Raw genomic sequence first — 12,566 nt, 5'->3', positions numbered from 1 at the left:
CCTCCTTTTTAGTCAGCGATCTGGGTCACCTCAATGATGTTCGGCAGCGCTCTCAATTCATCAAAAACAGCCGGATCAATCGTTTGATCGACCTCAATCGTCATGAGCGCTTCCTGGCCGACGTCTTTGCGGGCAACTTCCATATGGCCGATGTTGATTGCGAACTTCGCAAGCACATTGGCTACGCCTGCAATCGTTCCGTAGCGGTCGTTATGGACGACTAAAATAGCGGGGTGATTACCCGATAATCTGAGTTCGAAGCCGTTCAGCTCAATGATCTCGATTTTCCCTCCGCCGATTGAGATGCCTGCGAGTTCAAGGGAGCCTTCATCATCAGAGATGAGGATGCGGGCTGTATTGGGATGCTTCGGTACCGCTTCTTCTTCCCGGAACTCGATGGCGATTCCCTTTTCTTCGGCTAGACGGATCGAATCTTTGATTCTTTCATCAAATGTATCAAAATCCAAAAGGCCGCCGATGATCGCAACATCTGTTCCATGTCCTTTATACGTTTCGGCAAAAGAACCGTAGAGCGATACAATAATTTGTTTCGGCTCCCTCCCAAACACGCTTCTGGCGACTCTGCCGATTCTGGCCGCGCCGGCCGTATGAGAACTTGACGGTCCGATCATGACGGGCCCGATAATATCAAACACACTTCTGTACTTCATCCTTATCCCCCTTTTACAAACAGATTCCCCCGCTGTACGGAGGAAAAAAAGCCGTTTTTTTTTAGACTAATCGATCATTTCCCAATTGGCAAGCAGACAACGTCCGTTGCGGGCTGAGGCTTTAAAAAAAGCCAAAAGAAGAGAAGGGCTTTTATCAACATGCCCTTCTGCCTTTGATTCGTTATTCGACAGCCAGAATGTAGGAATACAGCGGCTGTTTTCCGTCGTGCACTTCTACTTCGACGTCTTCGTACGTCTCGCTGATGTAGGCTGCGAGTTCTTCGGCCTCTTCTTCCGGGGCGTCTTCCCCTTTGATCACGGTGACGATTTCGCTGTCTTCATCGATCATGCCTGCGATCAGCTTTTTCGCTGCTGTTAACTGGTCTGACGCCGTCTCAACGATTTTCCCGTTTAATATGCCCATAAAATCGCCTTTTTTAATATCGATGCCGTCAATGTTTGTGTCTCTGACCGCATAGGTGATCTGTCCGCTTTTCACCTCGCCGATCGCACCGAGCATAGCGGCTTCATTCTCGTCCGCTGAAAGGGCCGGGTTGAATGCGAGCAGTGCGGCCATTCCTTGAGGAACGGTCTTCGTCGGGATGACAATTACATGTTGTCCGGCAACATCCGCGGCCTGGTTCGCCGCCATGACAATGTTTGAATTATTCGGCAGAATCACGACCGTGTCCGCATTGGCGTCTTTTATCGCCTGAACGATGTCTTCCGTGCTCGGATTCATCGTCTGGCCGCCTTCTATGACCTTTGTGGCGCCGATGCTTTCGAAAAGCTCGGCAATCCCTTCACCCATGGCCACTGTGACGATGCCGTACGGCTGTTTATCTGCCGGCGCTTTTTCTGCCGGTGCTGTCTCCTGTTTGTTCTGGCTGAGAATCGCGCTGTGCTGTTCTCTCATATTTTCGATTTTCATGTTGATTAAGCTGCCGTATTTTTGCGCGTAAGTCATGACTTCCCCTGGATATTCGGCATGGATGTGCACCTTGGCGATATTTTCGTCTGAGACGACGAGAAGCGAATCACCGAAGCGGCTTAAATCCTGGCGGAACGCAACTTCATTAAAGTTTCTTTTACCGCTGTCGAGCTTTACCATAAACTCCGTGCAGTAGCCGAATTCGATGTCTTCAGTATTCATGTGGCTTTGAGCGTTTTTATGGTGCTCGGCGCTGACAAGGTCATCCAATGACGGAAGAGCTGCCGCTTTATCAGAAAGCTTTTCTCCCTTTAAAGAAGCGAGAAACCCTTCATACACGTAAAGAAGCCCTTTTCCGCCGCTGTCGACGACACCGACTTCCTTTAAAACCGGAAGCAGCTCAGGCGTCCGCTCCAAAGAAGCCTCCGCTTCATTTACGACAGCTTCCATCACCTTGATGATATTGGTTTCAGTTTGAGCGGCGAGCACTGCTTTTTTTGCGGCATCTTTGGCAACCGTCAAGATCGTGCCTTCGACCGGTTTCATGACGGCCTTGTAGGCGGTGTCCACTCCGGCCTGGAACGCGGCGGCAAATTCTTTCGCGTTAATTTCCGATTTCTGTTCAATCGATTTGCCAAAGCCTCTGAACAGCTGGGATAAAATGACGCCCGAGTTTCCCCGCGCCCCCATCAGAAGCCCCCTTGACAGGCTTTGTGCCACTTTGCCGATATTGGCGGTGTCGATTTGCTCCACTTCTTTCGCACCGGATGTCATCGACAGATTCATGTTCGTTCCCGTATCTCCGTCCGGAACCGGAAATACGTTTAACGCATCAACTACATTTGCGTTTTGAGACAGATGGTGTGCGCCGTACAGAATCATATCTGCAAAAGCTTTTCCATCCAGATTTCGTATAGACACTCTTGTTTTCCTCCTAACTACGGGTTCGTCACTCGTACTCCTTGAACGTAAATATTTACGGAATCCACTGCAAGACCCACTGTATGGTCGAGCGTATATTTGACTTTTGTTTGAACATTATGTGCCACTTCTGAAATTTTTGTTCCGTAGCTGACAATGATGTACATGTCAATATGAATACGATCCTCTTCCTGGCGGACGATGACGCCTCTTGCAAAGTTTTCTTTTCTGAGGATTTCAGTCAGTCCGTCTTTAATTTGGTTCTTGGATGCCATACCTACGATCCCGTAGCAGTCGATCGCTGCGCCTCCTGCAACCATGGCGACCACTTCGTTTGATATATCAATCTGTCCGTATTTTGTTCGGAATTCAATGGACACGTTGGTTCCTCCTTTTCGAGTCTCGCTTTTGACCTCTGGTTATAAATCATTCTACTATAAGGACCTTCTTTTTAAAAGAACAGGCAGGCTTCTCTCCAAACCTAACCCTACTTATACTACAGCGCGTTCATTTTTTCAAGATGTCAAGGAATTTTTCTTGAAAGCAGAGCAATCAATAGTTGCAAACGGTTTTCAGCTGTGGTAAATTATTAAAGTATCTGAAGCATCACAGGTGATCAACTGATAAAGAATGATGATGTTTTTTTTGATAGTTAGGAGGGAAACAAATGGCACGTAAATGCGTTATTACAGGCAGAAAATCACGTTCTGGCAACTCTCGTTCTCACGCGATGAACGCTTCTAAACGCACATGGGGCGCTAACGTTCAAAAAGTGCGCATCCTTGTGAACGGCAAGCCTAAAAAAGTATATGTATCTGCTCGAGCTTTGAAATCTGGAAAAGTTGAGCGTGTATAAGAAAAAATAAACGCCTGCCAAGAGCGACTGTACGCTTTAGGCAGGCGTTTTTTCGTTCTTTTGCCATCCGGGGACAGCCCTTTGACCCGCTCCGCAAAAAAAGCGCACCCGGCGCTTCTTAGTCTTTGCGAAACGAGCCAAGCATCGCCCGGACGATTCCCCCTAAAAACTTCGGTAATTTGATGGTGTAAAATTTCATTCCCTTCCCTCCTCAAAGAGTCCGCAACCGCATCCACCTTCAACATCGGATCCCAAACACAAAGCGAGCGGAAGCGCCAGGATATTTAATCAGTGCTTCTTATCATTATTAATATGCCTTCTGAAAACGAAAAAGCACCTTGTGAATGGATGAGTTCGTTACTAATACATAGTGTCGAACCGAGAGCAATATGACACTTATTTAAAGAATACTTAAATCCTTCGAGAGAAAGGTTTTTTACCGTCTCCGCAAACGGCAGGAATGAAATATACGGTTTTGTTTGATCATGCATGACGGTATAGGAGCCTGGGGGATGCATGCTGATCGTATTTTGGCGGTCGATCATGACGGTCTTGACGTTTTGCTTCATCGCGGTATAAAGAAGGTGCAGATTCCCGAGAAAATGGTCTGCTCTGCCTCCCGAAATGCCGAACATTCTAATAAATGAAGGACGCTGTCCGACAGCCCAGCTCAACGCAAGGTCCAAATCCGTCTGATCTTTTTCCGCCTGATAAATATGGAGGCGGGGAGCGGCCTTTTCAATCGCTTTTTTTTGCTCGTCTGTGATGCTGTCAAAATCCCCGAATGCTTCATCAGGCACGATCCCCGCATCCAAAAGGGTGACAGCGCCTCTGTCAACCCCGACCCAAAGCGCATCCCCGGCCTGATACTGCAGCAAGTCGGGAATAAGATGATCGGGGCCTCCCGCTACAATATTGATCGTTTTCATCGCATTATCCTTTCTGTGAACGCCCTAAAAAAAGAGCGCAGCTGCAGAAAGCCGGCTCTCTTTCATCAGGAAACCTTACCCAAGCGCACCTTTTATATCGGAAATGGCTTTTTTGCGGTCTTTTTCGTTATAAACGGCAGATCCTGCGACAAGCAGGTTCGCTCCCGCTTCAATACACTGTCTTGCCGTATTTTTGTTGACGCCACCGTCCACTTCAATCAGCAGATCGGCAAGTCCTTTTTGCTCAGCCATCTCCTTGACCTGCCTGATTTTCGGCAGGACCGAGGAAATAAACGACTGTCCGCCGAAGCCCGGATTCACCGTCATCAATAATACGAGATCAAGGTCTTCAAGCACATGCTCGATCTGCTGCACAGGGGTATGCGGATTCAAGACGACTCCCGCTTTGACCCCTTGCTCTTTGATGAGCTGGATCGTCCTGTGAAGGTGCGGGCATGCTTCAACATGGACGGACAAAATATCGGCGCCCGCTTTTGCAAAAGCAGGTATATAGCGGTCAGGCGCTTCGATCATTAAATGAACGTCGAGCGGAAGCTCAGTGATCGGGCGGACGGCTTCCACTACAAGCGGCCCGATGGTCAGGTTGGGAACGAAATGGCCGTCCATCACATCGATGTGGATGAAATCGGCGCCGCCTTGTTCAACATCTCGAATTTCCTCCCCTAGACGGGCAAAATCGGCTGAAAGAATAGAAGGAGCAACATATACCATATCTTAATACCTCGGCTTTCTATCTTTGATCTCTGTTAAAAATTCAACATAATGGTTGTAGCGATACTGGGCGATTTCACCGTTTTCCACGGCGCGTTTGACGGCGCAGTTCGGTTCTTTTATATGCAGGCATCCGCGGAACTTGCATTCGGCGCTCTTTTCGCCGATTTCCAAAAATGTCTGCCCTAAATCTTCAGCTTCAATACCGGCAAACTCAAGCGAGCTGAAGCCCGGGGTGTCCGCGACGAGCCCGCCGTTTATATCGATCAGCTCCACATGGCGCGTCGTATGTTTTCCCCTTCCCAAGTGGGCGGAAATCCCGGCGGTTTTCAGTTCAAGGTCAGGGCTGATCGCATTTAAAAGCGAAGACTTGCCCACGCCGGACTGGCCGGCGAATACGGTGATTTTATCCTGAAAATGGGGGATGATGTCTTCGATGCCTCTTCCGCTTTTCATTGATGTCAAATAGACGCTGTACCCGATGTTCCGGTAGTCTTCGGCATATTGATGAATCTGCTCTTTCAGCGCGTCATCATCCACAAGGTCCATTTTCGTGATGCATATGATCGGCCTAATATCACCCGCCTCAACCAGCACTAAAAAACGATCCAAAAGCGACGTGCTGAATGTCGGCTCCTTTGCCGAAAACACGAGAACCGCCTGATCCACGTTGCTGATCGGAGGTCTGACCAATTCATTGAATCTGTCTTTAATCTCGAGAATGTAGCCTTCCTTATCGTTATCGGCTTGGTAGACAACATCGTCGCCGACGAGAGGGGTTACTTTATTTTTTCTGAAAACCCCTCTTCCTCTGCACTGAATGACCTGATCGCCATCCAATACATAGTAAAATCCACTTAATGCTTTAATGATTTTGCCCTCAGGCATATCGCACCTCCCTTATTCATCCTCAGGATATTCAATCGTTTTTGACCTGACTACTTTATCGTTGATCGTTACTTGATAATACCCTTTTTGGCCGGGCGCAATCCTGAATTTGATCGTCCGCTCTGCCGGCGCTGTGATTTTGAAATTTTCGTAGACGTCAGAAATGCTGTGTTCTTCATCATCGATCGAAATTTGGACGTTTTGTTCTTCGCCCGCCGCTCCCGGTTCATAAGGAATATCAATTTTCTCGGTCACCGTTTTGACGGGCTTTTGTTTAGGTCCGAGCGAAAACGTGACCTCGACTTTGTCTCCCGGCTTGACTGATGCCCCCGCCTCCGGCTTTTGTTTAATGACCTGACCTTCCGGCACGTCTTCAGAATGCGCCTCCTTTTCGACAAGGACAAGCTGATGGTCGTCCAAATAGCCCGAAGCCGCCTGTTTGCTGTATGTTTTTAAATCCCTTAAAGTAATGGCTTCCGGACCGAGGCTGACCGTTAATTTGACCTCGTCGTCGGCGGCAACGATTTCGGTTCCGGCTGCAGGGTCCTGTTCGATGATGGTTCCCGCTTCTTCTTCATCGTGCACTTCTTCTGTCTTGATGTTTTTAAAGCCTTTTTGCTCAAGAAGCTTCTTGGCGGCATCGACTTTCTGGCCGACCACATCATCGACTTCAGTTTTCTCTTTGCCTGAGCTTTTATATAGCTTGACAGTTGAACCTTCCTTCACGATATCGCCGGCTGCAGGGTCCGTCTTCACGATCAGCCCTTCTTCAATTTTATCGTCGGCAATGTCTTCAGCATTCGGATCAACTTCAAATCCTTCGTCTTCAAGCTTGATGACGGCTTCTTCATATTCAAGGCCGGCAACATCGGGAACGGCCACATCTTTCGGAATAAAGAGCGACGGAAACACCGTTAAAGCCAAGACGGCTGACGCAGCCAGAACGAAAAACACCGTCAGCAATATAAGCGGCCATTTCTTTCTTTTTTTCTTCTTGTTTGCTTTTGCCTGCTTCTTCTTTTCTTTTTTTGATAATGGAGCCGCTTCCTCTTCTCCGCCGCCGGATTGCGAGCTGCTCCCGTTTTCCGGCAGATTCTTGATGATCGGAACTGCTTTCGTCATCTCATCATCGGATGGAATCGTGAAGCGCTTTTCGTTGAGCCGGTCCGGGTCGAAAGCCGTTTTCAAATCGTTTTCCATCTCTTCGGCCGCTTCATAGCGATGGAATGGATCTTTTGCCATCGCTTTCAGGACGACGTTTTCTATGCTTTGCGGCACGGCCGGGTTCCATCTTTTCACCGACGGCGTTTCTGATTGGAGATGTTTCAGCGCGATGCTGACCGCCGATTCTCCTTCAAACGGCATACGCGCCGTCAGCAGCTCGAAAAGCACGATGCCGAGCGAGTAGATATCGGATTTTTTCGTCGATAATCCGCCTCTCGCCTGTTCGGGCGACAAATAATGGACAGAGCCCAAAACCGAGTTGGTGTGCGTGATGGTCGTCGAGCTGAGCGCCATGGCGATGCCGAAATCAGTCACTTTAATGTGGCCCATATGGTCGATCAAAATGTTGTGGGGCTTAATATCCCGGTGGACAATCTGGTTATCATGGGCATGTGCGATGGCGGATACGATCTGCTCCATGATTTGGACCGCTTCTTTCGGATGAAGTGGGCCTGTTCGATTTATGTATTCTTTCAGGGTCATCCCCTCGACATACTCCATCACGATATAATAGATGTCATCTTCTTCTCCGACATCATAAATGCTGACGATATTCGGGTGGTCGAGGCTTGCAGCGGACTGCGCTTCCCGTCTGAACCGCCTGATAAAATCGGCATCGTGAACGAAGTCAAACCGCAGCACTTTAATCGCGACTTCACGGTCGAGGATGATGTCCAGCGCTAAATAAACGTTCGCCATCCCCCCGCCGCCGATGGCGCGCAGGATTTCGTAACGTCCGCTGATCCGTCTGCCGATTAACACTTGTCTTCACCTTCTTCAATTTGAGAAGGAAGTTCCAATAGCGCGACGGTGATATTGTCTTCGCCGCCGTTGTCATTGGCCAGCTGAACGAGCTGATCCGCTTTCTCCTCCGCAGAAGAAAGAGTCGTGAGCATATCCTTCAGTGTCTCATCATCCACTTTATTCGTCAGCCCGTCAGAACATAATAGCACTTGATCACCCGGTTCGATTTCAAATGTGTGGGCTTCTACCTTCACTTCGGGATCTGTGCCGAGCGCTTTTGTGAGCACGTTTTTCCGCGGATGGTGTTCAGCATCCTCCTTCGAAATCCCCCCAGTCCGCACGAGTTCATTGACAAGCGAGTGATCTTCCGTCAGCTGTATGAAACTTCCGCCTTGCAGGAGATAGCAGCGGCTGTCTCCGATATGGGCGACCGTCAGCGTTTTTCCCGTGTATAAAGCGCAGACGACCGTTGTCCCCATTCCCTGGCACTCTTCGTGGGCCCTCGAATGGTCGAAAAGTTTTTGGTTGACGGCTGAAATCTGCTCTTTCAGCCACGCTTCGCTTTCAGCCGGCGAAGCCGGGACTTCTTCGGTTTCCTCCCAAATATCACGAAGGGCTGAGACGGCCATCCTGCTGGCGACATCGCCGGCCAGATGACCTCCCATTCCATCGCAGACAACAGCTAATACCAGTCCGTTTTTTTCTGTGAAAATGCCGGCATCGTCTTCATTGTGCTGGCGTATTTTTCCCCTGTCCGTTTTTAAGGCTGTTTTCAACCTTGATTCACCTCGTCTCTTCCTGGCGCTCCTTTGCACGAAGCTGTCCGCAGGCAGCGTCAATATCATGGCCTTGCTCTCTTCTGATCGTGACATTTACTCCATGAGACTTTAATGTTTTTTCAAAGGCGAAAATCTGTTCTTTCGGTGTTCTGACATAGTCTCGTTCAGGTACATAGTTGACCGGAATCAAGTTGACGTGGCATTTGATTCCTTTTAGCAATTCAGCCAGCTCTTCCGCGTGTTCAACCTGATCGTTGACACCGCCGAAAAGCCCGTATTCAAACGTAACCCTTCTGCCGGTTTTCTTAATGTAGTAATCGACCGCTTTCATCAGATCGGGCAGCTTGTAGGCTCTGTTGATCGGCATCAGCCGGCTTCTGATCTCAGTGTTCGGCGCGTGCAGAGAAATCGCAAAGTTGATCTGCAGCTTTTCGTCTGCAAACTCGTAGATTTTCGGAATGATCCCGCTCGTTGATACGGTGATATGGCGCGCTCCGATATTCAGTCCTTTATCATGGTTGACGATTTTCAAGAACGCAAGCATTTCCTGAAAATTATCGAACGGCTCGCCGATTCCCATAATGACGATTGAGCTGACGCGTTCATCTGTTTCATCAAGCGCCTGCTGCACTTTGACAACCTGTGCGACGATCTCTCCGGCTTCCAGGTTCCGCTTTAAGCCGCCGAGGGTCGATGCGCAGAACGTACAGCCGATCCGGCAGCCCACCTGTGTCGTTACACAAACAGAATTGCCATATTCGTGCCGCATTAATACGGTCTCGATCGTGTAGCCGTCATGAAGCTCGAATAAAAACTTCATTGTTCCATCTTGGGAAGTCTGTTTGACGGCCGTTTTCAGCGTCGTTAATACGAAATGCTCATTCAGCTTTGTCCGCAGCTCTTTTGAAAGGTTTGTCATCTTTTCAAATGACGTGACTCTCTTTTCGTATAGCCATTCGAATATTTGCGCGGCGCGGAATGGCTTCTCGCCGTTTTCCGATAGCCAGCTTTTCAGTTCTTCTATTTCAAAAGAATAGATGGACGGTCTTTCTGTCCGCAATTCTTTTCTTACTTTTTGTTTCGATTCCATTATTGTGATCCCTTCTTTCTCATGCTGCAAATAAAGAAGCCGTCCGTTCCAAAGTAGTGGGGAAGGATTTGAATGCTTCCATCCTTGACATACGGCGCCGCTTTTTCGGGCAGCCGCTCGGCGAGGGTGGGGTCCGCTTCAAATTCGTCGTGTTCTTCCAAAAAAGCATGCATGACTTGTTCATTTTCGGTCGGGTCCATTGTGCATGTGCTGTAAACCAATGTCCCGCCTGTTTTCAATAAAGGTGCGATTTCGTTTAAAATCGCAAGCTGAATCCCGGCGAGACGCGCGCTGTCTTCGGGCGTTTTGCTGTATTTGAGATCCGGTTTTCTGCGGATGACGCCGAATCCCGAACACGGGGCATCGACGAGGATCCGGTCGAACTGTTCCGGTTCGAAGACTTCTCCGGCTTTTCTGGCATCCAGCGCTCTTGCTTCAATGTTGGAAAGTCCAATCCGGCCTGCCGCTTCTTTGATCAGCTTTACTTTATGCTGATGAAGGTCCAGGGAGACGACCTTTCCCGTATCTTCGAGCAGTTCGCCGATATGAGTGGATTTTCCTCCCGGAGCTGCGCATGCATCCAGCACTGTTTCTCCCCGCTCAGGTCCAAGGGCTCTCGCTACTAGCATTGAGCTTTCATCTTGTATGGTGACTTCGCCTTCTTTGAAAAAAGGAGTGGACGCAATCGTTCCTTTCAGCAGTTTGACAGCGTCTTTGGACAAGTCGCCTTCTTCCGCCTCAATCCCCGCTTCATTCAGACGGGAAAGAAGCGTATCCCGGTCGTTTTTCAGCCTGTTGACGCGGATCGTCTGCTTCGGCGGGATCATATGAATCCGGCAGATTTGTTCTGCCGCTTCGAACCCGTAGGCATCCGTCCATTCTCTGACAAGCCACTCCGGATGGCTTGTCTCAACCGCAAGGCGTTCAATCGGATCGGCAATATCCGCAAAGGAAGGCACTCCTTCCCTCTGAACGGAGCGCAGAACACCGTTAACAAATGAAGATATTCCTTTATGCCCGCGTCTTTTAGCGATTTCAACGGCTTCAAAAAGAGCGGCCCGGTCAGGGATTTTCTCCAGGTATTCCATCTGATACAGCGACATTCTCAACAGATGGATGACCCAGTCTTTCACCTTTTCCGGCTTTTTAATAAACGGCTTCAGCATATAATCAAGCGCCAGCTTATTCTGAAGGGTGCCGTAAACGAGTTCTGTCAAAAGGCCTCTGTCTTTGTCGCTTAAATCGTTCGCTTTCATGGCAGACTGAAGCAAAAGATTGCTGTATGCCTGATTCTGGTCAAGCTTAATCAGTGCATCAAGCGCGACTTCTCTCACATTATTTTTCATCGTCATGACCCAATTTCATTCCGGCTTGAAGACCCGCTCCCCTGACAAAATCTTCAGCCTTCATTCTTTTTTTGCCGGCAGGCTGCACTTCCGTTAATTTTAACGCGGTGTCATTTCCGGTTGCGACGACAATGCCGTCTTTTTCAACGGTGACGATCTCCCCCGGCTCTGCCTGTTTTAAGGCTTGGCATTTTTTCGCGGCCCATACTTTCAGCGTCTGGCCGTTTAAGACCGTGTATGCGACAGGCCAAGGATTCAAGCCTCTGACTTGGTTGTACAGGACTTCGCCGGGCTTAGACCAGTCGATCAGTTCCTGCTCGCGTTTAATGTTCGGCGCGTATGTCGCTTTCTGTTCATCCTGTTTTTCCGGGGTTACCGAACCGTCAATGATTCTCGGAACCGTTTCGGAAAGAAGCGCAGCTCCGGCCTTGCTCAGCTTATCGTGGAGCGTGCCGACATTATCTGTTTCTTCGATGTCAACTTCAACCTTGGCGAGCATATCGCCTGCATCCAATTTTTCGACCATGTACATGATCGTCACGCCTGTTTTCTCTTTGCCTTCCAGAATGGCGTAATGGATCGGGGCTCCTCCGCGCAGCTCCGGCAGAAGAGAGGCATGGACATTGATACAGCCGTATTTCGGATAATCGAGGAGCTTTTTCGGCAGGATCTGTCCGAATGCCGCCGTTACGATTAAATCGGGTTCAAGCGCCAAAATCTTGTCCGTTTCCGCTTCTTCCCTCACTTTCTCAGGCTGGAGCACGGGAATGCCGCGGCGCAGCGCTTCCTCCTTGACAGGCGGCGGAGTCATCACCTTTTTTCTGCCTTTCGGGCGGTCAGGCTGGGTGACGACACCCACTACCTCATAGCCGTCATCAATCAATGTGCCGAGCACCGGGACGGAAAAATCCGGCGTTCCCATAAAAACGATCCTTGTCATCCAATCATCCTTCCATTTCCTCAAGTTCTTCCGCATCATAATAGCGCGTTACTTTTGATGTGAATAAAATACCGTCCAAATGGTCGATTTCGTGCAGCAGCGCACGCGCCAAAAAGCCCTCAGCTTCAATCGTAAACGGTTTCCCGCGGCGGTCGAACGCCTTGACCTTTACATAATCGGAACGCTTCACTTCACCGTATAGATCAGGAAAGCTCAAACAGCCTTCAGGACCCGTTTGTTCACCGCTCTCTTCGATGACCTCCGGGTTGACCAGTTCAATTCTTCCCGTGTCATCGCCGATATCGACGACTGCCGCTCTTTTTGAAACGCCGATTTGCGGAGCGGCCAGTCCGACTCCGTCCAGCTCAAGCATCGTATCATACATATTGTCGAGTAGTTTCTTTAATGATTTATCAAAAGACGCAACGGGTTCGGCAGGGGTCTCAAGAACCTCCGCCGGATACGTTACGATCGGTTTTACTGCCAATCTAAAAGCCCTCCATCACACTGTTATT

The 12,566-nt window shown here is 49.3% G+C and carries 14 protein-coding genes; 1 reads left to right on the top strand and 13 read right to left on the bottom strand.

The window, feature by feature from the left end; genetic code table 11:
* Positions 1-8: 8 nt before the first annotated feature.
* From sdaAB to TRNA_RS30430, 3 genes are all read right to left on the bottom strand, one after another.
* Positions 9-671: an L-serine ammonia-lyase, iron-sulfur-dependent subunit beta gene (sdaAB, locus tag TRNA_RS30440; RefSeq protein ID WP_003181691.1), complete on the bottom strand. Its 663-nt coding sequence runs from the start codon at positions 669-671 to the stop codon at positions 9-11.
* Positions 672-852: 181 nt separating this feature from the next.
* Positions 853-2,523 (bottom strand): DAK2 domain-containing protein, encoded by a 1,671-nt coding sequence (locus TRNA_RS30435; protein ID WP_011197971.1) that lies wholly within the window; start codon positions 2,521-2,523, stop codon positions 853-855.
* 17 nt (positions 2,524-2,540) lie between these two features.
* Positions 2,541-2,903 carry an Asp23/Gls24 family envelope stress response protein gene (locus TRNA_RS30430; RefSeq protein ID WP_003181687.1) on the bottom strand — a complete coding sequence of 121 codons (363 nt, stop codon included), beginning with the start codon at positions 2,901-2,903 and terminating at the stop codon, positions 2,541-2,543.
* Positions 2,904-3,190: 287 nt separating this feature from the next.
* Here TRNA_RS30430 and rpmB point away from each other — a divergent pair, with 287 nt between their 5' ends.
* Positions 3,191-3,379, top strand: a complete 189-nt coding sequence (gene rpmB, locus TRNA_RS30425; protein WP_003181685.1) for a 50S ribosomal protein L28 — start codon at positions 3,191-3,193, stop codon at positions 3,377-3,379.
* A 118-nt stretch (positions 3,380-3,497) separates the two neighbouring features.
* Here the strand turns inward: rpmB and spoVM are convergent, their stop codons facing one another.
* The 10 genes from spoVM to def all read right to left on the bottom strand — a co-directional run bounded on the left by spoVM (position 3,498) and on the right by def (position 12,538).
* Positions 3,498-3,578, bottom strand: coding sequence for a stage V sporulation protein SpoVM (gene spoVM, locus TRNA_RS30420; RefSeq protein ID WP_003221545.1), 81 nt, complete (start codon positions 3,576-3,578; stop codon positions 3,498-3,500).
* An 85-nt stretch (positions 3,579-3,663) separates the two neighbouring features.
* Positions 3,664-4,308, bottom strand: coding sequence for a thiamine diphosphokinase (locus tag TRNA_RS30415; RefSeq protein WP_003181683.1), 645 nt, complete (start codon positions 4,306-4,308; stop codon positions 3,664-3,666).
* 75 nt (positions 4,309-4,383) lie between these two features.
* The gene (gene rpe / locus TRNA_RS30410; RefSeq protein ID WP_003181681.1) at positions 4,384-5,040 is read right to left on the bottom strand and encodes a ribulose-phosphate 3-epimerase; all 657 of its coding nucleotides are present in this window, start codon (positions 5,038-5,040) and stop codon (positions 4,384-4,386) included.
* 3 nt (positions 5,041-5,043) lie between these two features.
* Positions 5,044-5,928 (bottom strand): ribosome small subunit-dependent GTPase A, encoded by an 885-nt coding sequence (gene rsgA / locus TRNA_RS30405; protein ID WP_003181680.1) that lies wholly within the window; start codon positions 5,926-5,928, stop codon positions 5,044-5,046.
* Between the two features lie 12 nt (positions 5,929-5,940).
* Positions 5,941-7,914 carry a Stk1 family PASTA domain-containing Ser/Thr kinase gene (gene pknB / locus TRNA_RS30400; RefSeq protein ID WP_003181678.1) on the bottom strand — a complete coding sequence of 658 codons (1,974 nt, stop codon included), beginning with the start codon at positions 7,912-7,914 and terminating at the stop codon, positions 5,941-5,943.
* Positions 7,908-8,672 (bottom strand): Stp1/IreP family PP2C-type Ser/Thr phosphatase, encoded by a 765-nt coding sequence (locus TRNA_RS30395; protein WP_003181675.1) that lies wholly within the window; start codon positions 8,670-8,672, stop codon positions 7,908-7,910. Before TRNA_RS30395 ends, pknB begins: the two co-directional genes overlap by 7 nt.
* A 7-nt stretch (positions 8,673-8,679) precedes the next feature.
* Positions 8,680-9,765, bottom strand: a complete 1,086-nt coding sequence (gene rlmN, locus TRNA_RS30390) for a 23S rRNA (adenine(2503)-C(2))-methyltransferase RlmN (protein ID WP_003181673.1) — start codon at positions 9,763-9,765, stop codon at positions 8,680-8,682.
* Entirely contained in the window at positions 9,765-11,111 is a 1,347-nt protein-coding gene (gene rsmB, locus TRNA_RS30385; RefSeq protein WP_003181671.1) for a 16S rRNA (cytosine(967)-C(5))-methyltransferase RsmB, read from the bottom strand. The genes rlmN and rsmB overlap by 1 nt, the downstream gene beginning before the upstream one ends.
* Positions 11,101-12,051: a methionyl-tRNA formyltransferase gene (fmt, locus tag TRNA_RS30380; RefSeq protein WP_003181670.1), complete on the bottom strand. Its 951-nt coding sequence runs from the start codon at positions 12,049-12,051 to the stop codon at positions 11,101-11,103. The genes rsmB and fmt overlap by 11 nt, the downstream gene beginning before the upstream one ends.
* 4 nt (positions 12,052-12,055) lie before the next feature.
* A complete protein-coding gene (gene def / locus TRNA_RS30375) occupies positions 12,056-12,538 on the bottom strand; it encodes a peptide deformylase (protein ID WP_009328532.1) in 483 nt (160 codons plus the stop codon).
* Positions 12,539-12,566 lie beyond the last annotated feature (28 nt).

The sequence above is a fragment of the Bacillus licheniformis DSM 13 = ATCC 14580 genome (genome assembly GCF_000011645.1).
Lineage (GTDB): Bacteria > Bacillota > Bacilli > Bacillales > Bacillaceae > Bacillus > Bacillus licheniformis.
The sequence above is the reverse complement of the archived record's forward strand: the minus strand, read 5'-3'. Positions and strand labels throughout refer to the sequence as shown.

Excerpts from the sequence above, each read along its gene's own strand:
- sdaAB (WP_003181691.1), bottom strand. The coding sequence starts at position 671 with ATGAAGTACAGAAGTGTGTTTGATATTATCGGGCCCGTCATGATCGGA.
- rpmB (WP_003181685.1), top strand. The coding sequence starts at position 3,191 with ATGGCACGTAAATGCGTTATTACAGGCAGAAAATCACGTTCTGGCAAC.
- spoVM (WP_003221545.1), bottom strand. The coding sequence starts at position 3,578 with ATGAAATTTTACACCATCAAATTACCGAAGTTTTTAGGGGGAATCGTC.
- TRNA_RS30415 (WP_003181683.1), bottom strand. The coding sequence starts at position 4,308 with ATGAAAACGATCAATATTGTAGCGGGAGGCCCCGATCATCTTATTCCC.
- rpe (WP_003181681.1), bottom strand. The coding sequence starts at position 5,040 with ATGGTATATGTTGCTCCTTCTATTCTTTCAGCCGATTTTGCCCGTCTA.
- rsgA (WP_003181680.1), bottom strand. The coding sequence starts at position 5,928 with ATGCCTGAGGGCAAAATCATTAAAGCATTAAGTGGATTTTACTATGTA.
- rlmN (WP_003181673.1), bottom strand. The coding sequence starts at position 9,765 with ATGGAATCGAAACAAAAAGTAAGAAAAGAATTGCGGACAGAAAGACCG.
- rsmB (WP_003181671.1), bottom strand. The coding sequence starts at position 11,111 with ATGAAAAATAATGTGAGAGAAGTCGCGCTTGATGCACTGATTAAGCTT.
- fmt (WP_003181670.1), bottom strand. The coding sequence starts at position 12,051 with ATGACAAGGATCGTTTTTATGGGAACGCCGGATTTTTCCGTCCCGGTG.